20 protein-coding genes and 1 pseudogene are annotated in these 21,554 nt (G+C 72.3%); 16 read left to right on the top strand and 5 right to left on the bottom strand.

What is annotated here, in order from left to right; genetic code table 11:
• Nucleotides 1-21 precede the first annotated feature (21 nt).
• The 3 genes from ACPPVO_RS47630 to ACPPVO_RS47620 form a co-directional block, all read right to left on the bottom strand.
• Nucleotides 22-786, bottom strand: a complete 765-nt coding sequence (locus ACPPVO_RS47630) for a hypothetical protein (RefSeq protein WP_426505545.1) — start codon at nt 784-786, stop codon at nt 22-24.
• Nucleotides 786-1,406, bottom strand: a complete 621-nt coding sequence (locus ACPPVO_RS47625) for a SigE family RNA polymerase sigma factor (protein WP_426505543.1) — start codon at nt 1,404-1,406, stop codon at nt 786-788. The genes ACPPVO_RS47630 and ACPPVO_RS47625 overlap by 1 nt, the downstream gene beginning before the upstream one ends.
• Nucleotides 1,407-1,687: 281 nt before the next feature.
• Nucleotides 1,688-3,445, bottom strand: a complete 1,758-nt coding sequence (locus ACPPVO_RS47620) for an RICIN domain-containing protein (protein ID WP_426505541.1) — start codon at nt 3,443-3,445, stop codon at nt 1,688-1,690.
• A 434-nt stretch (nt 3,446-3,879) separates the two neighbouring features.
• Between ACPPVO_RS47620 and ACPPVO_RS47615 the strand changes: the two genes are divergently transcribed.
• From ACPPVO_RS47615 to ACPPVO_RS47540, 16 genes and pseudogenes are all read left to right on the top strand, one after another.
• Nucleotides 3,880-5,142 carry an SGNH/GDSL hydrolase family protein gene (locus ACPPVO_RS47615; protein ID WP_426505539.1) on the top strand — a complete coding sequence of 421 codons (1,263 nt, stop codon included), beginning with the start codon at nt 3,880-3,882 and terminating at the stop codon, nt 5,140-5,142.
• Nucleotides 5,143-5,252: 110 nt separating this feature from the next.
• Nucleotides 5,253-6,710, top strand: a complete 1,458-nt coding sequence (locus ACPPVO_RS47610; RefSeq protein WP_426505538.1) for a non-reducing end alpha-L-arabinofuranosidase family hydrolase — start codon at nt 5,253-5,255, stop codon at nt 6,708-6,710.
• Nucleotides 6,711-6,930: 220 nt separating this feature from the next.
• Nucleotides 6,931-8,031, top strand: coding sequence for an ATP-binding protein (locus tag ACPPVO_RS47605; protein WP_426505537.1), 1,101 nt, complete (start codon nt 6,931-6,933; stop codon nt 8,029-8,031).
• Nucleotides 8,032-8,054: 23 nt separating this feature from the next.
• Complete coding sequence (locus ACPPVO_RS47600) at nt 8,055-8,447, top strand: SCO5389 family protein (RefSeq protein WP_426505536.1); 393 nt, start codon at nt 8,055-8,057, stop codon at nt 8,445-8,447.
• A gap of 53 nt (nt 8,448-8,500) precedes the next feature.
• Nucleotides 8,501-8,608: pseudogene (locus ACPPVO_RS47595) on the top strand (LLM class flavin-dependent oxidoreductase); the annotation flags it as partial.
• Nucleotides 8,609-8,717: 109 nt separating this feature from the next.
• Nucleotides 8,718-8,894: a hypothetical protein gene (locus ACPPVO_RS47590; RefSeq protein WP_426514948.1), complete on the top strand. Its 177-nt coding sequence runs from the start codon at nt 8,718-8,720 to the stop codon at nt 8,892-8,894.
• A 32-nt stretch (nt 8,895-8,926) separates the two neighbouring features.
• Nucleotides 8,927-9,328, top strand: a complete 402-nt coding sequence (locus ACPPVO_RS47585) for a Fur family transcriptional regulator (RefSeq protein ID WP_426514823.1) — start codon at nt 8,927-8,929, stop codon at nt 9,326-9,328.
• Between the two features lie 124 nt (nt 9,329-9,452).
• On the top strand, nt 9,453-10,397 hold the full coding sequence (locus tag ACPPVO_RS47580) for a metal ABC transporter substrate-binding protein (protein ID WP_426505535.1): 945 nt from the start codon (nt 9,453-9,455) through the stop codon (nt 10,395-10,397).
• Complete coding sequence (locus ACPPVO_RS47575) at nt 10,390-11,157, top strand: metal ABC transporter ATP-binding protein (RefSeq protein ID WP_426505534.1); 768 nt, start codon at nt 10,390-10,392, stop codon at nt 11,155-11,157. Before ACPPVO_RS47580 ends, ACPPVO_RS47575 begins: the two co-directional genes overlap by 8 nt.
• On the top strand, nt 11,157-12,005 hold the full coding sequence (locus ACPPVO_RS47570; RefSeq protein WP_426505532.1) for a metal ABC transporter permease: 849 nt from the start codon (nt 11,157-11,159) through the stop codon (nt 12,003-12,005). The genes ACPPVO_RS47575 and ACPPVO_RS47570 overlap by 1 nt, the downstream gene beginning before the upstream one ends.
• Entirely contained in the window at nt 11,992-12,882 is an 891-nt protein-coding gene (locus ACPPVO_RS47565; RefSeq protein WP_426505530.1) for a metal ABC transporter permease, read from the top strand. The genes ACPPVO_RS47570 and ACPPVO_RS47565 overlap by 14 nt, the downstream gene beginning before the upstream one ends.
• A gap of 71 nt (nt 12,883-12,953) precedes the next feature.
• The gene (locus ACPPVO_RS47560) at nt 12,954-13,247 is read left to right on the top strand and encodes an ArsR/SmtB family transcription factor (RefSeq protein WP_426505528.1); all 294 of its coding nucleotides are present in this window, start codon (nt 12,954-12,956) and stop codon (nt 13,245-13,247) included.
• Nucleotides 13,244-16,504, top strand: coding sequence for a hypothetical protein (locus ACPPVO_RS47555; protein ID WP_426505527.1), 3,261 nt, complete (start codon nt 13,244-13,246; stop codon nt 16,502-16,504). The genes ACPPVO_RS47560 and ACPPVO_RS47555 overlap by 4 nt, the downstream gene beginning before the upstream one ends.
• 137 nt (nt 16,505-16,641) lie before the next feature.
• The gene (locus ACPPVO_RS47550) at nt 16,642-17,664 is read left to right on the top strand and encodes a permease (protein ID WP_426505525.1); all 1,023 of its coding nucleotides are present in this window, start codon (nt 16,642-16,644) and stop codon (nt 17,662-17,664) included.
• The gene (locus ACPPVO_RS47545) at nt 17,661-18,416 is read left to right on the top strand and encodes a TIGR03943 family putative permease subunit (RefSeq protein WP_426505523.1); all 756 of its coding nucleotides are present in this window, start codon (nt 17,661-17,663) and stop codon (nt 18,414-18,416) included. The genes ACPPVO_RS47550 and ACPPVO_RS47545 overlap by 4 nt, the downstream gene beginning before the upstream one ends.
• Nucleotides 18,413-19,534, top strand: coding sequence for a hypothetical protein (locus tag ACPPVO_RS47540; RefSeq protein ID WP_426505521.1), 1,122 nt, complete (start codon nt 18,413-18,415; stop codon nt 19,532-19,534). The genes ACPPVO_RS47545 and ACPPVO_RS47540 overlap by 4 nt, the downstream gene beginning before the upstream one ends.
• Before the next feature lie 14 nt (nt 19,535-19,548).
• Here ACPPVO_RS47540 and ACPPVO_RS47535 read toward each other — a convergent pair whose 3' ends face one another.
• Together ACPPVO_RS47535 and ACPPVO_RS47530 are read right to left on the bottom strand one after the other, a co-directional pair.
• Nucleotides 19,549-20,673 (bottom strand): hypothetical protein, encoded by a 1,125-nt coding sequence (locus tag ACPPVO_RS47535; RefSeq protein ID WP_426505520.1) that lies wholly within the window; start codon nt 20,671-20,673, stop codon nt 19,549-19,551.
• Nucleotides 20,674-21,059: 386 nt separating this feature from the next.
• The gene (locus ACPPVO_RS47530; RefSeq protein ID WP_426505518.1) at nt 21,060-21,461 is read right to left on the bottom strand and encodes a hypothetical protein; all 402 of its coding nucleotides are present in this window, start codon (nt 21,459-21,461) and stop codon (nt 21,060-21,062) included.
• Nucleotides 21,462-21,554: the final 93 nt, after the last annotated feature.

Genomic DNA, 21,554 nt, shown 5'->3' with positions numbered 1-21,554 from the left:
CCCTGACGGCCTGGTGGGACTTCAGAAGCCGCCGCCCGCCTCGACCCGGTTGCCGTCGGCGGTGGCCACCACGTGGTACGTGTCCCGGCTCGGATCGCGGCCGCCCACCGCATGGTTGTACTGCGCCGCGAAGACGTACGTCGCCGGCGCGAGGGTGACACCCGGCTTCAGCGTGAAGCGGTAGACCAGCGCGTCCGGCTGCCGTTCGACGCCGGTCACCAGGAAATCGGCGAGCACGGTGCTCCACGCGCCGGTGTTCACCAGGTTGGGGGTGGCGGCGATTCGGACCGTCACCTCCAGCGCCGTCACGGTATGGCCGGTCACCACCGTCACGTTGCTCTGCGTCCAGTTGTCGATGCTGTGCGAGTCGATGGCGCCGCTCGCGCGGAGAATGTCCGGCTGCGTGCCCTTGGCGCTCGGCGAGGCCGACGGCGACCGGGGCGTGTGGCTCGCCGACGGTGCACGGCTGGCGGCGCCGGGCCGCTGCGGCGCCGCGGGACTGTCGCTGCCCGGTGCGGTGGCCATCATCGGCCCGTGCGTGGGCCTGCGCAGCACGTCCGTGCCCACGGCGGCCCACGTGACGGCCACGCTGAGCCCGAGCACGGCGGCCACCGTCATCCCGACCCCGGTCATCCGGACGGCCGCGCGCCGGCGGCCGGTGCGGGGCGCCTGCACGGGATCGAGGGCGGCCTGCCCGCGTTCGACCCGGGCCAGCATGGCCGCGCGGTCCGGCTGGTGAGCGGCTGCCTCGGCGCGAAGCGCGGCACGGATCCGATCCGACGACATCACTCCTCCGTTCCTGGCCGGGCCGGCCGGCCCGCGACCCGCGCCGCGGGCATCCACGAATCCGTGCGGTCGACCGCCGGTGCCGGCGCGCCGGGCCGCTGAGCCGGTCGTGTCATGCCGAGCAACTCCGTCAACTGCGTCACTCCGCGTGACGTCTGACTCTTCACCGTTCCGACCGTGACGCCGAGGGCGCGGGCGGTCTCCTGCTCCGAGAGATCGAAGGCGTACCGCAGCACCACGCACGCCCGACGCCGGTAGGGCAAGCGGCGCAGCGCCCCGCGGACGTCGACGACCGCCGGCACATCGACTTCCCGGACGTACGTGCGCTCCGACCACAGCGGGACCAGGCCGAGCAGCCCCCGCCGCTCCCGCTGCAGCCGCCGGATCCGGTTACGGACCAGGTTGAGCAGGACGCCGCGCGCGTACCCGACCGGGTTGTCCGCCGCGGTGACCCGGTCCCAGTACCGCCATACCTCCAGCAGCGCGTCCGCGGCCAGGTCGTCGGCCACCTCCGCCTCGCCGGTCACCAGGAACGCCAGGCGCGCCAGTTCCGCGGAGTGCGCCTCGAAGAAGGCGTGGAAAGCCTGCTCGCGCCCGGCCGCCATGGCCGCCTCGGTCATCCGTTGGCCTCCATGTACGAGCCAGCTGCGGAACCATCTGTCTTCGCGGCGATCGTCAAGTCGTCACCGTGCTTCGCCACCCCGGCGACCAGATCGCTGGTCACCGGGCTCGGACAAGTGGTCTCGGGCCACCCCGACGCCGGAAAATAACAGTGCGTGCCAGAGGCGTCAAGCTGCCGCCTGGCCGGCCGACCGGCCGCCGCGCGGCGCGCGCGCAGGGCCGAGCAGGGACGCCGTCCGATACCGACCGCGCCCCTGCTTGTGCGGCTGCGCACCTGCGCCTACCTGAGTGCCGTACCGCCCGAGTTGTGGTAGGCGATCGTCTTGTTGATCAGGTTTCCGCCGTCGGTCTCGGGTGTCGTCTGCTCCGTCCACCCGGCCCCGAACAGCAGGCCGGCGACATGCGCCTGCGCCACCTGGTCCATGTGCCCGAAGAACCAATCCACCTTGTCGTCCTTGTAATGGCCGGGGGTGTTGTTCTGCGCCATGTTGCCCACGGGGATTTGCCACAGGACCACCGGCTTGCCCACCGACTCGGCCATCGTCTTGTAGAACCGCAGTGACTCGCCGGCCGTCTGGTCGGTCCAGAAGTGGTTGCTACCGCCGTGGGCGGGCTGTGCGTACCAGCCGGCGTCGCGGTCCGACACGTCGGAGACCAGGAAGTCGGCGTTCTTCGCTCCGAGGTCCGCGTAGTCATTGACGCATTTCTGGACGTTGCTCAGCCCGTCGAAGCAGGAGAGGTGCAGCCCGACGACGGTGTTCGGCGCGTATTTGCGGGCCATCGCGATCAGGCAGCGGGCGAGTCCGGCGGCGCTGTTCTCCTGCGATCCGCAGTCCGTCGGGTTCGCCGCCGTGACCTGCGCCGCCACCTGGTGCAGGTTGCCCAGCGAGCGGGCAAAGCCCCAGAAGTCCGGCTCGAGGTCGATCATGTCCCGCGAGGTGCCGATCTTCTGCAGGAAGAAACGGTAGTCGTTGAGGTACCGGGTGAGCAGGTCGGCCCGGTTGATGGCCACGACCTCGGCCGGGCCGTCGCCCTGGCCGGCCGCGTCCCCGAGGTCACGCAACGAGTACCAGGTCCAGAGGAACTTCTGCGGGCGCGGGCTGCCCTTGTACGTCGCCTGGGCCGCCTGGGCGTCGCGGTAGGTGATGTAGGTGCCGGGCGCGGTGGTGCTGCCGGTCCAGCAGCCCCACCAGCCCGACCATGCATCCTGGCACCGCGACGCCGTGTAGTAGGCCGACGACGGCGCGGGCTGGCTGTGCACATAGGCGTATCGCACGTCGAACGGCGCGGCCTTCGCCGAGGAGTCCTCCATCGACCCGCCGACGAGCACCGTGCTGCTCCCCGCGAAACGCACGCCCGGGCTGCCGCCACCCGCCGCCGGAGACGCCGCCGCCGACGACGGGCGCGCGCTGCTGGAGGGCCGGCCCGTGGTGCCGTCGACGCTGCCGGCGCTGCCGGCGCTGCCCGTGGCCGGCGTGCTGACGCGTCCGGCGGGGACGAGCTGCCACTGCTGGTTGGCGCCGCCCCGGTCCCGGTACTGCACGACCTTGGCCCCGTCGTCCTTGGAGGCGCCGTTGACCTCGACGACCATGCCGCTGAAGCGATTGATCAGACGCACGTAGCCGTCCGACGACTCCGCCACCTGGAACTGCTGGTTGGCGCCGTTCAGGTCGCTCCACTGCACGATGTCTGTGCTGGCGTTCTTCGACCAGTTGAAGTCGTCGAGGATCTTGCCGGAGTTGCGATTCTGCAGCCGGTAGTACCCGGCGCCGCCGTCGATGAACCGCCACTGCTGGTTGGCCTGGCCGTGACGCGCCCACTGGATCACGGCCGCGCCGTCATTGGTGGCGAAGCTGCGATCGTCCAGCGCCTTGCCGCTGTTGCGGTTCACGAGCACATACCACGACGTGACATCGAGGGTGTTCGCCGATGCCCGCATCGCGTTGACCAGGACAACGGAGCCGGCCATGGCGGCCACGACGGCGACCGCCACCCAGGCGCCCCGGCGCGAGAGGAGCCGATGGCCACGGAACGTCACTGTTCGTCTCCTCGTGATGGCTGGCCGAACCGGCCGGCGGCGGCGGGCGCCGGCGCGCCGTGCCGCTGTTGACATGGGGGTACGAGGGGCATGTCCGTGCTCTCCTTCAGCCGCTGCGTCTGACCGGATCACCTGACCGGGACGACACTGAGTGGTCCGGCCGGCCGGAAAGGTTGCTCGCGCCGCGGAGATTTCCTCCGGCAAACTGCTCACCTGACGACTCGGTCACCAGCGGACGTGGGCCCGTGCCATCCCGGCACGGGCCCGCTTCGCTTCGCGGCACGACGGCCGCGAGCGAACGATGGCGGTCTGGACGCCTTGCTCGCCGGTGTCGGGAACCGAGAAGTTCCTGGCGTGGCCGAGCAACCTTTCCGTTTCCCCGAACCACTGAAGGTCGTCGAGTCGACCGGGAAGCGGCAAAGGAGAACCTGGACATGCTCCCCTCGCACCCGCGCCGCCGGTGGCGGCCCGCGTTCACGGCCGCCGTGTCGGCGGCCGTGCTCGCCGCCGTAGCCGGCTGCGCAGGCGGTTCGTCCCGGCCGGGCGCCGAAGCCGGCCCGGGTGCGGTGGGCGCCGGCGCGGCCGCGACCGGCACCGGGTCATCCGGGCCGGCGGCGTCGGCCGCCGTGCGCGCCGGCCCGTCGGCCGCGGTCAAGGCCGGCGCGTCGCCGTCGATCGGTCCGGCGGACGAGGCGGCCGGCGACCTGCCGTCCCAGGTGCACGTCGGCGGCCGGGTCGAGGTCAGTGGCGGCAGCATGCGGTACAGCTGGCCAGGCGTCTATTTCGAGGGGCGGTTCCGGGGCACCGGGGTGGGGATCGTGCTGATCGACTCGGCGGCCGACTACGAGGTGCAGGTCGACGGCGTGAGCGTCGCCACCCTCGTGACGCCGGGCAAGACCACCCGATGGGTCAACGGGCTGAGCAACGCCGGGCACACCGTGCGCCTGGTGAAGCGCAACGACAGCCCATGGAGCACCAGCGAGTTCGGCGGGTTCGTCGCCGCGCCGGGCGGTGCCATCCTGACCAGGCCGGCGGCCCGCAGCCGGCAGATGGAGTTCATCGGTGACTCGCTGACGGTCGGCTACGGCAACCTGTCCACGAGCCGGGACTGCACCGGCAGTCAGGTCAGCCGCACCACCAACACGGACGTCAGCTACGGCGCGCTGACCGCGCGCCGGTTCTCCGCGGACTACCAGATCAACGCGATCTCCGGCCGGGGGATGGTGCGCAACTACAACGGCGGCGACCCGGACACCGACTACCGCACCTCCTACGACCGGGCGCTGCTGAACGTCGCCGGCGACGTGTGGAACCCCGGCACCTGGCGGCCTCAGCTCGTGGTGGTCTATCTGGGCACCAACGACTTCTCGACCGCCGTCAACCCCGGCGAGAAGTGGACGGCGGACAGCCTCGTCACCGCCTACCGCAACGCCTACACCGGCTTCCTGCAGAAGCTGCGCACCCGCTACGGCGCCGGCACGACCATCGTGACAGTCGGCGCCGGCTCGTTCGCCAACTATGTCCAGCAGGTGGTGCAGCAGCGCAACGCCGCGGGCGACAACCGGGTCCGCTACTGGCCCCTCGACGGCAGCGGGCTGGACTCCAGCGGCTGCGACTACCACTTCTCCGCCCACGACGACCGGCTCATCGCCGACCGGCTCAGCACGTTCATCGGTGGTCTGGGGCTGGCCTGGTAGCTGCATCTCCCACCCCGCCCGGCCACATTCGGCCTTGATGTCGACGACCCCGGCCGGCAATGGCAGTTCGACCGCATCCGATAGATACCCCTGAAGGAGTACACCCCGGAATGAAAACGCAGCGAAGCAGGCGACGCCTCGGCATCGCCGTCGTGGCGGTGACCGCACTCGTCGGCGCCGGCGTGGCGGTGCTCAACATGACGACCGCCTCGGCCGCCACGGTCGATACCAGCGCCTGGTACGTGCTGGTGAACCGCAACAGCGGCAAGGCCCTCGACGTCAATGGCGCGTCGACCGCCGACGGCGCCGGCCTCATCCAGTGGACCCGCACCAACACCACCAACCAGCAGTTTCAGTTCGTGGACGCCGGAGGCGGCTACTACCGGCTGCGCGCGCGGCACTCCGGCAAGGTCGTCGACGTCTACGGCGCGTCCACGGCCGACGGCGCCCAGATCGTGCAGTGGGCCGACAACGGCGGCACCAACCAGCAGTTCCGCCTCGCCGACTCCGACAGCGGCTACGTCCGGCTGGTCAACCGCAACAGCGGCAAGGTCGCCGACGTGCAGGGCGCCTCGACCGCCGACGGCACCGGCGTGGTGCAGTGGAGCGACCGGAACGGCAGCAACCAGCAGTGGCAGCTCGCCCGGGTCGACGGAAGCAGCGCGTGCACGCTGCCGTCGAGCTACCGCTGGACGTCGACCGGTCCGCTGGCCAACCCGAAGTCGGGGTTGTCCGCGGTCAAGGACTTCACCAACGTCGTCTACAACGGCCAGCACATCGTGTATGCCTCGACGACCGACTTCAGCGGGCACTACGGATCGATCGGTTTCAGCGCCTTCACGAACTGGCCGGACATGGCCTCGGCCAGTCAGAACACCATGTCCATCGGTACCGTCGCGCCGACCCTGATCTACTTCGCACCGAAGAACATCTGGGTTCTGTCCTACCAGTGGGGTCCGACCACCTTCTCCTACCGCACCTCGAGCGACCCCACCAACGCCAACGGCTGGTCCTCGCCGCAGACGCTGTTCACGGGCAGCATCCCCGGCGGCGCACCTCTCGACCAGACCCTCATCGGCGACGACACGAACATGTACCTGTTCTTCGCCGGCGACAACGGCAATATTTACCGGGCCAGCATGCCCATCGGCAACTTCCCGGGCAGCTTCGGCTCGTCGTACACCACGATCATGAGCGACACGCAGGCCAACCTCTTCGAGGCGGTCGAGGTCTACAAGGTCCAGGGCCAGAACCAGTACCTCATGCTCGTCGAGGCCATGGGCGCGAACGGCCGCTACTTCCGGTCGTTCACGGCCACCAGCCTGAGCGGCTCATGGACCCCGCAGGCCGCCAGCGAGAACAACCCCTTCGCCGGCAAGGCCAACAGCGGCGCAAGCTGGACCAACGACATCAGCCACGGCGACCTGGTCCGCAACAACCCCGACCAGACCAAGACCGTCGACCCGTGCAACCTGCAACTGCTCTACCAGGGCCGGGACCCGAGCTCCAACGGCACGGACTACAACCTCCTGCCCTGGCGGCCGGGCGTGCTGACCCTGCAGCGCTGATCCGCTGACGACTCAAAGGGGGGTCACGAGGCGCACCCCGTGACCCCCCGATGCCGTACGAGGCCTCAGCAGCCGCCGCGTGGTACGTGTCCCGGCCGCCGGCGTGGGTTGACCTGCGTCTGGCTGCCGGTCGATGGCGGCGCGTTCATCCGCGGCCGCCGAAGGCGACGGCATGACCTCCGCTCGTCGCCTCGTGAGCCGCCAAGGTTGCACACCATCGATGTTGTTGCAAACTGTTTTCATCGTAGAGCGCGATGCGCAGATGCGCATAGCTGCACATGGCAACGTGTTCCCGTCGGTTGTCGTTTGGTGCGTTCCGCTTGACTCTGCAAATGGAAACCGATACCAACAACAGGTGAAAGTTGCCTTCGTCGGCAAGGGTGGCAGCGGCAAGACCACCCTGGCCGCCTTGTTCTGCCGGTCTCTCGCGGCCCAGCACGGCCCGCGTGTCCTGGCGTTCGACGCCGATATCAACCAGCACCTGGCCGTCGCGCTGGGCGCCGACCCGGACGAGGCGGCGCTGCTGCCCGCCCTCGGCGACCACCTCGACGCGATCAAGGAGTACCTGCGCGGCGACAATCCGCTGATCGCGTCGGCCGCGGCGATGCTCAAGACCACGCCGCCCGGTCCCGGGTCGCGGCTGGTGCGCATCGACGAGCCGAATCTGTTGTACGAGCGGCTGGTGCGCACCGTGGGCGGCGTGCGGCTGGCGGTGACCGGTCCGTTCGCCGCCGACGACCTCGGCGTGGCCTGCTACCACTCGAAGGTCGGCGCGGTCGAGCTGCTGCTCAATCACATGGTCGACGGGCCGGGCGAGTATGCGGTGGTCGACATGACAGCGGGCGCGGACTCGTTCGCGTCGGGCCTGTTCACCCGGTTCGACCTGACGTTGCTGGTGTGCGAGCCGACGGTACGCAGTGTCGGGGTGTATCGGCAGTACGTCGGCTACGCCCGCGACCACGGCGTGCGGGTGGCCGTGGTGGGCAACAAGGTCGGCGAAGCCGACGACGTGGCGTTCCTGCGCGAGCAGGTCGGCGGCGACCTGCTGTGCTGGGTGGGCAGGTCGGGGTTCGTGAAGGCAGGCGAGCGGGGCCGGTTCCTGCCGATCGAGGACCTCGAACCGGCGAACGCCCACGCGCTCGCGGCAATGCGCGCGGCCCTGGATGACTGTCAGAAGGACTGGGTCCGCTACGCCGAGCAGGTCGCGCAGTTCCACACGCGCAACGCGGTCGCGTGGGGCAACGCCCGCGCCGGCGCCGACCTCACCGCGCAGATTGCACCGGGCTTCACCCTGGCGCCGGCGACCGTCGTCGCGCGCTGACCATCGCACTCGAGGAGGAGCGCATGTCTCTCGACGTCCCCACTGCACTGCTGGAGCGCGCGGAGGCCGGCCCGGTCGACGACGCCGAGTTCGTCGCCTGCGTGCGGAATTCGCTGCCGTACGCCTGGCAGGTCATCAGCGGCGTGGCCGCCGACCTGCAGGCGGGCGGCGGCGACTTCGCCGAGCACGGTGTGGCCCCGCCGAGCGAGGCCGAGCGCGGGCAGTTGCTGCGCGCGCTGGCCAGCGACGCCATCCGGGGCGGCCTGGAGCGGCATTTTGGGGTGGCCCTGGCGTTCCAGAACTGCCACCGCGTCGCGGCGTTCGCCCCGTCCGCCGTCGGTGGCGAGCGGTACTGCGCGTTCGTCTCTCCGCGCGGGCAGCTGCTCAACCAGTCGCCGGAACTGCGTGACTGCTGACCACACCCCCGAATGCCGGGCCGGCGACCGCCGGCCCGGCGCTGCGGGTCGACGTGTTCCTGCTCGCCGGCGCGTTCCCCGGCCTGACCCACGCCGAGGCGTTGCGCGCCGCCGTGGACTACGCGGTGGGCGCCGAGCAGGCTGGGTTTGACGGCGTGTGGCTGGCCGAACACCACTTCAGCGCCTACCGGACCTGCCCGTCGGCGGTGGCCATGGCCGCACCTGCTGGGCCGGACCGGCCGGCTGCGGGTCGGCGACCATCTGCTCGCCGTGCACCCGGTCGGGCCGCCGGACCGCTGCGTGCGGCGGCTGCGCGCCACCCTCGCCGGTACTGGCGTGCGGCGGCTGCTGCTCATGGTCGAGGGCGGCGGCGATCCCCGGCGCACCCTCGACAACATCCATCGCCTCGGCCGCGACGTCCTACCGCAGCTGCGCTGCCTACACTGAGCTGCATTGCCAGGCGTGCGGCGGGAGGCGCGATGAGCGACATGATGAGCGGCGCGACCCGCAACACCCGCCAGCGGCACGAGGTCCTCGCGCTGCTGGACGAGCTCGCGGACTTCCGCACGCCACAGCAGCTGCACGCGCTGCTGCGCCAGCGCGGGGCGCAGGTGGGGCTGACCACCGTGTACCGCACGCTGCAGCTGCTGCAGGAGGCCGGCGAGGTCGACGTGACCCGGCTGCCCGGCGGGGAGCAGCTGTTCCGCCGCTGCGGCGCGACCCACCACCATCACCTGGTCTGCCGGTCCTGCAACGCCACGGTGGAGGTCCGCGGCCCCGCGGTGGAACGGTGGGCCGACCGGATCGCCGCCGAACACGGCTTCACCGACGTCGGGCACACCCTGGAGATCTTCGGCACCTGCTCGCGCTGCAGCCGCTGACCCCCGGGTCAGCAGCGGTCATGCGTACATCGCGATGCGACGCCTCGTTATCGGAAATGAAAACGAGTACCGTCTAGCGCGTTCGTATGGCTGACCAACGCGCCCTGTCCCGAGGAGTACCACCATGCGCCCTTCCCGGCGTCCCAGCGCGGCGCTCGCCCTCGCCACCGCGCTCGCGGCATCCCTCACCGCATGCGGCGATGCCACCGCACAACCGGCCGCGGCCGGCGGCGGCAAGCTCGCCGTGGTCGCCACCACGACCCAGGTCGCCGACTTCGCCCGCAACATCGGCGGCGACCACGTGACGGTCACCCAGATCCTCAAGCCCAACGTCGACCCGCACGACTACGAGCCGACCCCGGCTGACATCACCGCGATCGGCGCGGCCAAGGTCCTGGTCAAGAACGGCGTCGGCCTGGAGAAATGGCTCGACGAGACCATCGCCTCGGCCGGCTTCACCGGCACCACGGTCGACACCAGCACCGGCGTGAAGATCCGCGAGGGCAACGGCGACGAGGAGGAGAAGGCCGGCGACCCGCACATCTGGCACGACCCGCGCAATGCCAAGATCATGGCGCAGAACATCGAGAAGGCGTTCGCCGCCGCCGACCCGCCCGCCGCCGCCACCTACGAGCAGAACCTGACCGACTACGCGGCGAAGCTGGACAAGCTCGACGCCGACATCCAGGCGAAGATCGGCAAGCTGCCCGCCGACCGCCGGAAACTGGTCACCAACCACGACGCCTTCGGCTACTACATCGACCGCTACAAGCTCGAGTTCGTCGGCTCGATCATCCCGAGCTTCGACACCTCGGCCGAGCTGTCCGCGAAGGACATCGACGACATCGTCGCCAAGATCAAGACGACCGGGACGAAGGCGGTGTTCTCCGAGAGTTCGCTGCCGCCGAAGACGGCCGAGGCGATCGGCCGGCAGGCCGGCGTCAAGGTCGTGGCCGGCGAGGACGCGTTGTACGGCGACACCCTCGGCCCCGGTGGGTCGGCCGGCGACACGTACCTGAAGATGGAGCAGCACAACACCGACGTCATCGTGCAGGCCCTCGGTGCCTGACCACGCGGAGCCGGCGGCGTTGCGCATCGACGACGCCGCGGTTGCCTACGACGCCGACCCGGTGCTGACCGGCGTCACCGGCACCGTGGCCGCCGGGGAGGTGGTCGCGCTCATCGGCCCCAACGGCGCCGGCAAGTCCACCCTCATCAAGGCGATCCTCGGCCTGGTCCCGGTCGTCGGGGGCAGCGTCATGGTGCTGGGCCGGGCCCCGGCGGCGGCCCGCCGCGACGTGGGCTACGTGCCGCAGGCCGACACTCTCGATCCGCAGTTCCCCGTGTCGGTGGCGCAAGTGGTCCTCATGGGCCGCTACCGGCAGGTCGGCTGGCTGCGTCGGCCGGGCCGCGAGGACCGGCGTATCGTCGCGGAGGCCCTGGAGCGGGTCGGGCTGGCCGACCGGGCCCGGGCCACGTTCGGCACGCTGTCCGGTGGGCAGCGCCAGCGGGTGCTGCTGGCCCGGGCCATGGCCGCGCAACCCCGGCTGCTGCTGCTCGACGAGCCGTTCAACGGCGTCGACCTGGTGAGCCAGGATGCCCTGCTCGGCGCGCTGGACGAACTGAAGCGGCACGGCACCGCGGTGCTGATCTCCACCCACGACCTGGCCCTGGCCCAGCACGTCGCTGACCACGCCTGCCTGCTCAACCGGCGCATGTACGGCTTCGGCCCAACCGCCGCCACCCTCACCCCCGACCGACTGCGCGCCACCTACGGCAACCAGGCCCTCGAACTCCACGGCGACCAGATCGTGGTGGCCCACCATTGATGAGCGCAATCCTCCTCGACCCGTTCGCCGCGCCGTTCATGGCCCGCGCCCTCACCGAGCTGCTGCTCCTGGCCGTCCTGGCCGGCGTGGTCAGCACGCATGTGCTGACCCGCCGCCTCGGGTTCGTCGCCGACACCATGACCCACACCGTGTTCCCGGGTGTCGTGCTCGGCTTCCTCACCGCGGGCGTCGACGGCGTGTTTCCCGGCGCTCTGGCCGCCGCCGCGGTCACCGCCGTCCTGCTGACTCTGCTCACCCGGTCCCGCCGGATCACCGACGACACCGCCCTGGCCGTGCTGCTCGCCGCGATGTTCGCCGTCGGCGTCGTGCTGGTCTCGCGGCGGGCGTCCTACACCGCTGACCTGACCAGCTTCCTGTTCGGCCGGCTGCTCACCGTTACCGCCGCCCAGATCACTCAGACCGCCGTCGTCGCTGCCGTCGTCCTGCTCGTGCTGGGCCTGCTGCACAAGGAACTGGTGTTGCGCGCGTTCGACGCGCAGGCGGCCGCCGCGATGGGGTACCGGATCTGGCTGCTCGACCTCGTGCTCAACCTCGCCGTCGCCCTCGTCGTGGTCGCGGCGGCGCAGTCGGTCGGCACCATCCTGGTCATCGCCCTGCTCGTCGTGCCCGCGGCCACCGGGCGGCTCGTCTGCGACCGCATCGGTCCGATCACCGTTGCCGGTGTGGCCGTCGCCGCCCTGGCCGGCTACCTCGGCTTGGCGATCAGCTACCACGCCTCGATCGCCTACCACCTGCGCCTGGCCGGCGGCGCCACCGTCGTGCTCACCCTCGTGGCCGCCTATCTGCTGACCATGCTCGTGCGGAGGCTCGCCCGTGCGGTGGTTTGACGTCGCGTTCCACCGCGCCCTGCTCGAAGCGGTCCTCGTCGGCACCGTCTGCGGCCTCATCGGCGTGCACGTCGTGCTGCGCCGTCAAGCGTTCTTCACCATGGCCATGACCCACGCCACCTTCCCCGGCGTCGTCATCGCCGCCGTCACCGGCCTGAACATCTACCTCGGCGGCGCCGGCGCCGGGGTGCTCGCCGCGCTCGCCGTCACCGCCCTGGCCCGCCGCCGCGGCCACGACGCCAGCACCGCCACCGCCGTCGCCCTCGCCGCCGGTTTCTCCCTCGGCATCGCCCTGCTCTCGGCCCAGAACGGGTTCACCAAGGACCTCACGGCCTATCTCACCGGCTCCATCCTCACCGTCGGCGCGCAGGACCTCGTCGTCGCGGCCGCCGTCACCGCCGCCGTCGCGCTCGTACTCACCCTCCTGCACAAGGAGCTGCTGTACACCGCCTTCGACCGCGACGGGGCCCGGGCCGCCGGTTACCGCACGGGCGCCCTCGACCTGCTCGTGCTGGTGCTCATCGAGGCGGTCGTGGCCACGGCGGTGCCCGCCGTGGGTACCATCCTCACTCTGGCCCTCGTTGTCGCGCCGGCCGGCGCCGCCCGGCTGTGGACCGACCGCATCGCCACTATGACCACCTTCGCCGTTAGCGTCGCGGTCGGCAGCGCGGTCGGTGGGCTGTACCTGTCCCGGGCCTTCGACGTCGCCGCCGGCGGGGCGATCAGTCTCCTGGCCGCCACCTGCTTCGCCGTGTCGGTGCTCGCCGCGCCGCGGCAGGGCCTCCTCGCCGTCGCCTACCGGCGGCGGCGCCGCCGCCCAGCCGTGACGACTACAGGTCAGGACATCGCGATCGCCGGTGACATGCGTACATCGTGATGTGACACCTCGTTATAGGAAATGAAAACGAGTATCGTCTGCGCGTCCCGTTCGCCTGTTGAGGAGCGCCGATGTCGTACGCCGCTCGTTACGAGCAGGTCAGCGCGCTGTTCCGCGCCCTGGCGGCGCCGGTGCGGCTGGCCATCGTCGAGCTGCTCATCGCGCACCACCAGCTGCACGTCCATGAGATCGTCGAGGCGACCGGCGTCCCGCAGACCCTGGCGTCGCAGCATCTGCGGGTGCTGCGCCACGCGCAGCTGGTGGACCGGGTCCAGGACGGGCGCAGCGTCGTGTACCGCCTCGCCGATCCCGAGATCGCCGCGCTCGTCGCCGCCGCGGTGCGGTTCTTCGGCGACCTGCCGTGACCCTGCCCACGACCGCGGCGGTCCGGCGGTTCAAAGCGGTGCTGCACGGGCTGTACGACGACGCTGGCCGGCCCGGGTTCACCGCGGTGGCCGGGCACGCCCGCAGCGTGGCTGGGCAGTTCGGCGCCGGCCGCAGTCCGGGCCGTGCCGCTGTCGCGGCCATGCTGCGCGGCGACTCCGGGATGCCCAGCGAGGAGTACGCCGTCGTGGTCGGGGCGGCCCTGGCCCGGGTCGCCGGCCGCGACCCCCTCGAAGCGGGTGAAGCGGTCCGGGCCGCGTGGCGGCACGCGTACCTCGCCGCGCGGACCCTGCGCGACCAGCGGCCCGGCGTCGGGATCGGCGACGCCGACCCCCTGGCGCTCGCGGTTCGCCGGGTGCCCGGGACGGCGCACCTCCCCGCATACGTGCGCCGTCCGCACGACGACCACGCGACCGGCATCGTCGACGCCGCCCGGGCCGGCGCCAGCCGCATCATGACCCTCGTCGGCCCACCAGGGTGCGGCCGGGCCAGAACCCTGTGGGAGGCCGTGCGGACGCTGCCCGGCCTCTGGCGAATCTGGCGACCGACCGACGACCCGACCGCCGCCGGGCCCTACACGGTGGTGTGGCTCCCCGACGCCGCCACCCTGCTCCATCCGCAGACAGGACCGGACCTCGTCGCCGCCGTCCGCGCGCTCGTCGAGGACCCCGACCGGGCGCCGGTCCTGGTCGCCCTCAAACTCTGGCCGCAGGACTGGAACCGGTTCACCACCTCGCCGCTGCCCGGCGACGCCGACCCGTACGCCGCAGCGCGCGCCCTGCTGCACGGTACCGATGTCGTCGTGCCCGATGCCTTCACCGCCACGCAGGTCGCCGTGGCCCGCGCCAGCCAGGATCAGGTGCTGCGCGACGCGGCCGACGCTGCCGCGGGGCGGATCACGCAGACCCTCGCCGGGCTGCCGGCCCTGCTGGACCGCTACGCGCAGGCGCCCCCACCCGCCCGGGCGATCCTCGAGGCCGTGGTCGACGCCCGGCGCTTCGGCGGCCCGGTCCGGATCCCGGGTACCTTCCTGCGAGCGATTGCCGGCGACAGTCCATTCGCCGTCGACTACGCCACCGGCGCCGGGCTGCTTGTCGCCGACGCCTCCGCCGCAGACCTCGGCCCCGGCTACGTCCTCGACGAGGCCGTGTACCACGCGGGCACGCTCGCCCGGGCGGCGATGTTCCCGGCCGCGGCCTTCTGGGACGCCCTCACCGCCACCGTGACCGATCCCGCCGTCCTGCATGCCGTGGCCGAGCACGCCCAGCGGCGCGGCCGGCCCGCCCGCGCCGTCCAGCTGTACCGGTCGGCGGTCGAGCTCGGCGACATGGCCGCCATGGTGCATCTCAGCCCTCTGCTGGAACGCACCGGCGACCGGCGCGGCGCGGATGCGCTCGCGATCCGCGCCGCCGAGCTCGGCGACGGCACCGCCCTCGCGCGGCTCGCCGCGCAGGCCGACGAGCACGCCGACACCGCCCGGGTCGACGCCCTCGTCCGCGCCGCGGCCGACACCGGCGACCCGGACCTGCTGTATACCCTCGCTCGCCGGCACCTCGGGACCGGCCGCGCCGAGACGCTGTACCGCGAGGCCGCCGGCCGCGGCTCGGCCGCCGCCGCAGCCGAGCTGGCCGTCACCGCGCACGCCCCCGGCGACCTCGCCGACGTCGAGCGGTACGCCCGGCAGGCCGCGGCCGGCGGCGACACGACCGCCCTGCGCCGCCTCGCCGGGCTGCACCGACACGCCGGGGACCGCCGCTCGGCCGAGCGGTTCGCCGTCGCGGCAGCGTCCGCCGGACACACCTTTGAACGGCACCTCCTGCGCGAGGAGCAACGCCGGCACGGCAAGGCCGCCGCGGTGACGGCCGTGCTGCGCCGCCTCGGCGACGACGTCGACGCCGGCACGGTGCGCCGGGTGGAGGCGTGCCTGAGTCTGAGCGTGACCCGAGCCGGCGCCATGGTGCTCCGGCTGGCGTGCCGCCGGCACACCGGGCCGCTACGGGCCCTGTGCACCGACCGGCACCGCCGCGGCGACATGGCCGGGGCGCTGCGCCTGGCGGTGATCGCCAGCCGGTGCGGGGACCCGTCGGCGCTGGCCGACCTCGCCGTGCTCACCGCACCGGCCGACTGGGAGGCGGCGGTCCGGGTCGCCGAACGGGCCGCGACTTTGGGCGACAGCACTGGGCTGCGCCGGCTGGCTCGCGTCCGCCGCCGGACCGGCGACCCCGCCGAGGCGCTCCGCCTGCTGGAACGCGCCGCCGCCGACGGCGACCCGGACGCGCTGTTCGACCTCGCCCGAACCCTGCACCAGGCCGGCGACACGGCCGCCGCCGAACTGCGCTACCGAGCCGCCGCCCGCGGCGGTGTAGCCGACGCCGCCCACGCTGCTGCCCAGCTGCTGCAGGGCACCGACCCGGCCGCCGCCGCACGGTATGCGCAGCGCGCCGTCCAGCTGGGCCATCCGACCGCGGTGCGCGACCTCGGCCAGGCCCGGGAACGCGCCGACGACCTGCCAGCCGCTGCCGCGCTCTACCGGTGGGCCGCCGACCGCGGCGACGACACCGCCGGACAGCTGCTGGCCCGACTGTGGCATTGCCACCACCCGGCCGCCGAGGCGGCCGAACTGGCCGTCGAGGCCGCGGAGCACGGCAACCCGGCGCTGCTGCGGCACCTCGCCGACCGGCACGCCGCCGCCGGCCACCCAGTGCGGGCGGAGGCGTTGTACTGGGCGGCGTACGAGCACGGCGACTCCCAGGCCATGCTGCACCTGCCGCATCTGCGCGCCGAAGACGACGGCGACCAGGCCCGTGCCGACGACCTCGCCCTGCAGGCGGCCCAGCAGGGCCGGCACCAGGCCGTGACCGACCTCGCCGCGGTCCGCGCCCTGACCGGCGACCTCGCCGCCGCCGAACGCCTCTGCCTGCGCGCCGCAGCCGCCGGCCAGCCCGTCGACGTGCGCCCGGTCATCCGGCTCCGGCTCGCCACGGACGAACCATTGCCGGCTGCCGTCGCCGCGCTGTACGAGCAGGCCGGCGCCCATCTCGTTCTGGCGTGGCAGGACCTGCGCGCCGGCCGGCGCGACGATGCCCTGGCCCGGTGCGTGCGGGCCGCCAACCTCGGCGACCCGGATGCGGTACCGCAACTGGTCCGGGTCCACCGGCGGCTCGGTGACCACGTCACCGCGGACATGATCGACCGGTATGGCCTGTCCGATGACGGCGGCGCCGCCACCGCCTGGTAGGCCAGACGTTGCGGCCGCAGCCTGGTGCGGAGCGCGCGGAAATGCAGACATGGCAATGCTTTCACGCGTTTACCCGCAGGTGTCGCGGGGGCGACACCGTCCCCCCGCGGCATCGGAGGTGGCGTAGCCTGGGCCCGATGCAGGACACCCACTCGTCGGCTGGTGTGCTCGAGGCCCCGGTCCCGCCGTCCGGCGGCACCGGCCCGCACCGTCGCCGCCGCTCCTTCGGCCTGGAGCTGCTGGCCGTGGTCCTGATCGGCGCGATCGCGGCCCGGACCTGGATCGGCGGCGCGTTCACCTCGCCCCGGGCCCAGGAGTGGGTCACCGTCTTCGTCGCGATCGTCGTGCAGGCAATGCCGTTCGTGGTCCTCGGCACCTTGCTGTCCGCGGCGATCGCCACCCTCGTCCCGGAACGGTTCTTCGCCCGCGCGCTGCCGTCCCGCCCCGTCCTCGCCGTCCCGGTCGCCGGGATGGCCGGCTTGGCGCTGCCGGGCTGCGAATGCGCGTCGGTGCCGGTCGCCGGTGCACTGATGCGCCGCGGTGTCACCCCGGCCGCGGCCCTGGCGTTCCTGCTCGCCGCCCCGGCGATCAACCCGGTCGTCCTGGCCGCGACCGCGGTGGCGTTTCCCGGCCGGCCGATGATGGTCGCCGCCCGGCTCGTGGCCAGTCTGGCCACGAGCGTGGCGATGGGCTGGCTGTGGCTGCGGCTGGGCCGCGACGACTGGCTGCGCACCCCGCGCCGCCCGCCGGTCACCGGCAGCCGGACCCTCGCGTATTTCGCCGCGGTACGGCAGGACGCCGCCGACGCCGCCGGGTTCCTCGTCATCGGCGCCGCCACCGCCGCCTGCCTCAACGTCCTGGTGCCGCAGCGGTGGCTGCACACGATCGCGCAGCATCCCGTCGTCGCCGTCGCGGCGCTTGCGGGGCTGGCGGTGCTGCTGTCGATCTGCTCCGAGGCCGACGCGTTCGTCGCCGCGTCCCTGTCGCAGTTCTCGCTCACCGCCCGGCTGGCGTTCCTCGTCGTCGGGCCGATGGTCGACCTGAAGCTGTTCGCGATGCAGGCCGGTACGTTCGGCCGCCGCTTCGCGATCCGCTTCGCCCCCGCCACCTTTGTCGTCGGCATCACCGTCGCCGTCGCCACCGCGGCGGTACTGCTGTGAACGGCCGCGCCGGGGTCCAGTCGGTGGTCCTGCTGCTCATCGGCGGCACGCTCATCCGCACCGCCTGGACCGGCACCTACGTCCGCTACGTCAAACCCGGCCTGCACTGGTACCTGATCGCCGCCGGCAGCGTCCTCGTCGCCGTCGCCGCCGTCAACCTCGCCCGCCTGTTCGCCACCGCGGCCCGCGCCCGCCACCACGAACACCAGCAGCACGAGCACGAGGACGGCGACGACGGGCACGGCCACGGCCACAGCCGCCTCGAACCGTCCTGGCTGCTGGTCGCTCCGGCGCTGGCGCTGCTGCTGGTCGCCCCGCCGGCGCTGGGCTCCTACGCCGCCTCGCACGGCGGGACCGCGCTCGGCGCCGCCGCGAGCTCCGACTTCCCGCCGCTGCCCGACGGCGACCCGGTCCGTGTCTCACTCCTGGAGTACGCGTCCCGGGCGGTGTTCGACAAAGGCCAGAGCCTGCAGCGGCGCACCGTGGCCATGTCCGGGTTCATCGTCGTCGACGGCGACAAGCGCTACCTCACCCGGATGATCATCACCTGCTGCGCCGCCGACGCCCGACCGGTCAAGGTCGGCCTCACCGGCGCCGTCCCACCCAGCACCACCGCGGACAGCTGGCTGGAGGTCACCGGCACCTACACACCGCAGACCGACCCCGACCCCATCGACGGCGAGCCGATCCCGTACCTCGCCGTCACCGCCGCGCACCCGATCCCGACACCGAAACAGCCCTACGAATCATGAGCGCGCGCTCGTACGCCGGCTGGCGCATCCGGATGACCGCCGGGATCGCCGTCGCCGCGACCATCGGTCTACTGGCCCTGCCGACCCCCGGCGCCGGAACCCCGAGCACGGCACCGTCGGCCGCGGCGAGCGGGCCGGCGACCCTGGCCGGCACCTGGCCCGACGCGCGCACGATCGACCTGCCGGCCACCCTGCCCGACGGCACCACGTACACCCCGGCCGCCGTCCTGGACCCGCACCGTGTGGTGGTGCAGATCGCCGACGCCGACCCGGACACCGCATCCCTTGCCCTGCTCGACCCGGCCGACCTGGCACATCCACGCCGCCTCGAGGCGATCCCGATCGCCGGCGGCGGCTCGTTCGACACCGTCACCACCGACCCCGGCTGGGTGTACTGGATGTCCAGCGTCGCCGGCGACCAGGGCAGCACCCGCGGCACCCTGCACCGCGCCGACGCCACCGGCCACACCGCGACGCTCACCACCGACACCGGCCATGCCACCTTCACCGGCAGCATGTACGACCTGCAGGTCGCCGACGGCCGGATCTGGTGGACCGCCACCCGCGGCACCACCGTGCCGACCACCGACCTGCGCTCCACCCCCCTCACCGGCGGCAAGGTCACCGTACGGCCGCTGCAGGGCACCTACCACCTCACCGGCTGGCCGTGGGCCGGCGACGACCGCATCGGCGGGCAGCCCGTCGTCCAGCTCAACCTCACCACCGGCGCGCAGCGCACGTTCACCGAGCCACCTGGCCAGGACGTGTACTGCGGTGCCGTCTGGTGCCGCACCGTCGTGCGGCCACAGCAGGCCACGGTCGTCACGCTGCGCCGCACCGACGGCACCGGCCAGACCGCCCGGATCAACACCGACGGCGAGGTACCGGTCTTCACCGACATCGCCGCCACGGACCGCTTCGAGTTCCTCACCGCCCCGATCTCCACCCAGGCCGCCACCACCAGCGAACGCCTCAGCCTCTACGACCTGAACACCAGCCGGCGGGTCGCGATCGCCGTCTCCACCGCCGAAGGACTCAACGGCACCTGGCTGTGGTGGGCCACCGGCGACAACGAGACCATGACCTGGCACCTCCTCGACCTCGCCACCCTGCGCTGACCCGCGACGGCGTGTCAGCGCGAGAGGGAACGCAGGTCGAGGCTGTGCCACACGGGAGCGTTCTCGTCACCGGTCGACCACCACAGCATCCCGTCGCGGCCCAGAATCTGCCCGGCCGCGTCCGCGACCAGGATCAGGCGTCCGTCGGTGAGGTCGTACAGCAGCAGCCGCAGCCCGAGGGTCGTGGCCGAGGCGCCGGTCGCGTCGGAGACCGGCTCGAACCGGTCCAGCAGCGCCACGTCGTAGAGCACCGCCGACAACGAGCCCCCACCGACCCGCCGCCGATCGGAACCGTCGGGACGCATCAGGTCGTAGCGTGTCGCGCCGGCCGTCCCGGCGACGACCGAGCGGCACCACACCGCCCCGCACACCACCGTCTCCACCGGCGACGCGGGCACGACGAGGTCGCGGCCGGTGTCGAGGTTGTGCAGCCGCAACGGGCCACCGCCCGCGGCGCCGGGCGCTGTGCGCAGCCACGGCCACGCCGCGAACCCGAACGCACCCGGTACCCGGGTCATCTGCACCGGCCCACCGGCGACGGGCACGGACCGGACCTCGGTGACAAGGTCGTCGCCGGGTGCGGCCGCGACCCAGTACACCCGCCCATCGTGCACTTCAAGGTCGTACTGCGACTCGAAGAACACCGCCGCGCCCGTGTCCGCGGTCAACCGTGCCGCCCCGGCGGGGCCGTCCAGCGGCGCCCGCCAGATCTGGGTCGTTGCCGGACCGGACGGCTGCACCTCCAGCTGGGCCCAGAACAACATCCCCGCGGCGACGGCCAGCCCGAGGAACTGCGGATGCCGATCCTGCGACACCCGCTGCAGCTGCCGCACCCCGCCCCGGGTGCGCACCAGCAGCCGGACTGCGTCCCCGTTCGGGGTCGGGGCCGTCCCGACGGCGGTGTCGGCGTCGACGTAGAGGAGCGGCTGCAGCACGGCACCGTCGGCGAGCACACCGGGGGTGTCGACGACCTTAGCCTGCGGCCACCGCTGCCCCAGGGGCAGCAACGCCGCCGGTGCCGACGTGACAGCGGCCGGTCTGGCGGCGGGGGACTGCGGGGCCGGGGCGACGACCAGCCACGCGGCGGCGACCACCGCCGCGGCGAGCGCGCCGACGGGGACCACACGAGCGTGCCGCACCGGCGGAATCTACCAAGCCGGGGCCGGTCCGGCCTGGGCACGCTCGGCGGTTCCACCCGCACGATGGACACGCTGTGCCCGGCCCGCGGTGTCACACGCCGCTGAGGTGCTCCTGCAACGCATCGGTCGCGGCGTGAAACTTCTAGCAACTTGGCGGAACCGCCAGTTTTAATCGGACAGTGCAACGCCTGATCGGGGTGGACAACGGCGACGCGGAGCCGGTGCTCACTGGACTTACGCTCGTTGGCGCCAAGGCCTTGATGATGGCGACGAAGCCTGGACGCAGCTCTACAAGTGCGTGTCATGGCCGATGACCGGTCCGCTCGGGAGAAATCTGGGAGGCGGTCTTACCTTGGACGCCGACGAGCAACCCAGCCGGGACCTGATCACCGTGTGGCGGCTCGAATGCCTGCGACGAGCGCGGCAATCAGTAGCCCGAGCACAAGCACGAGCAGTACAACAGGACCCAGCAATAACATCAGGATCAAGATCAACACCACGGCAAGCTTCACCTCGGGGCTTGTCCCCGACCAGGCACCCTTGAGCGCAGCCCAGACGGGGTTCTTTCCCCGCAGCTTGGCTTTCAGCCCCTCGAAGACTGCCTGCGTGGTGGACCCGCGGCTTGCCACAACATCGTTCAGATCGTCGGCCCAGTCCTCCATCTTCCGCGACGCCTTCGCGGTGGCGTACCCGAGGGCCGCTTCTCGCAGGTCACTCAGCGCAGACGCGAGGCTCGTCGCCCCGGGGGCGCTCTTGGTCGCGCCGCTGGCGGTGTTCGCTGCTGTCATGTCGTGGTCTCCCTATCAAGAGTACCGCCACGCAAGCGGACGCTGAGAAATGGTTCTGGCACGAGTTTGATGATCTTCAATCAACGTACGTCA

It is taken from the genome of Dactylosporangium sp. McL0621 (genome assembly GCF_049995355.1).
In the GTDB taxonomy this organism is placed as follows: Bacteria; Actinomycetota; Actinomycetes; order Mycobacteriales; family Micromonosporaceae; genus Dactylosporangium.
Note: the sequence above shows the minus strand (reverse complement) of the source record. Positions and strands in the feature narration are given on the sequence as shown.

What these genes read in the sequence shown, in the direction of transcription:
- ACPPVO_RS47630 (WP_426505545.1), bottom strand. Translation starts at nt 786, where the DNA reads ATGTCGTCGGATCGGATCCGTGCCGCGCTTCGCGCCGAGGCAGCCGCT.
- ACPPVO_RS47625 (WP_426505543.1), bottom strand. Translation starts at nt 1,406, where the DNA reads ATGACCGAGGCGGCCATGGCGGCCGGGCGCGAGCAGGCTTTCCACGCC.
- ACPPVO_RS47615 (WP_426505539.1), top strand. Translation starts at nt 3,880, where the DNA reads ATGCTCCCCTCGCACCCGCGCCGCCGGTGGCGGCCCGCGTTCACGGCC.
- ACPPVO_RS47610 (WP_426505538.1), top strand. Translation starts at nt 5,253, where the DNA reads ATGAAAACGCAGCGAAGCAGGCGACGCCTCGGCATCGCCGTCGTGGCG.
- ACPPVO_RS47605 (WP_426505537.1), top strand. Translation starts at nt 6,931, where the DNA reads ATGTTGTTGCAAACTGTTTTCATCGTAGAGCGCGATGCGCAGATGCGC.
- ACPPVO_RS47600 (WP_426505536.1), top strand. Translation starts at nt 8,055, where the DNA reads ATGTCTCTCGACGTCCCCACTGCACTGCTGGAGCGCGCGGAGGCCGGC.
- ACPPVO_RS47585 (WP_426514823.1), top strand. Translation starts at nt 8,927, where the DNA reads ATGAGCGACATGATGAGCGGCGCGACCCGCAACACCCGCCAGCGGCAC.
- ACPPVO_RS47580 (WP_426505535.1), top strand. Translation starts at nt 9,453, where the DNA reads ATGCGCCCTTCCCGGCGTCCCAGCGCGGCGCTCGCCCTCGCCACCGCG.
- ACPPVO_RS47570 (WP_426505532.1), top strand. Translation starts at nt 11,157, where the DNA reads ATGAGCGCAATCCTCCTCGACCCGTTCGCCGCGCCGTTCATGGCCCGC.
- ACPPVO_RS47560 (WP_426505528.1), top strand. Translation starts at nt 12,954, where the DNA reads ATGTCGTACGCCGCTCGTTACGAGCAGGTCAGCGCGCTGTTCCGCGCC.
- ACPPVO_RS47550 (WP_426505525.1), top strand. Translation starts at nt 16,642, where the DNA reads ATGCAGGACACCCACTCGTCGGCTGGTGTGCTCGAGGCCCCGGTCCCG.
- ACPPVO_RS47540 (WP_426505521.1), top strand. Translation starts at nt 18,413, where the DNA reads ATGAGCGCGCGCTCGTACGCCGGCTGGCGCATCCGGATGACCGCCGGG.
- ACPPVO_RS47530 (WP_426505518.1), bottom strand. Translation starts at nt 21,461, where the DNA reads ATGACAGCAGCGAACACCGCCAGCGGCGCGACCAAGAGCGCCCCCGGG.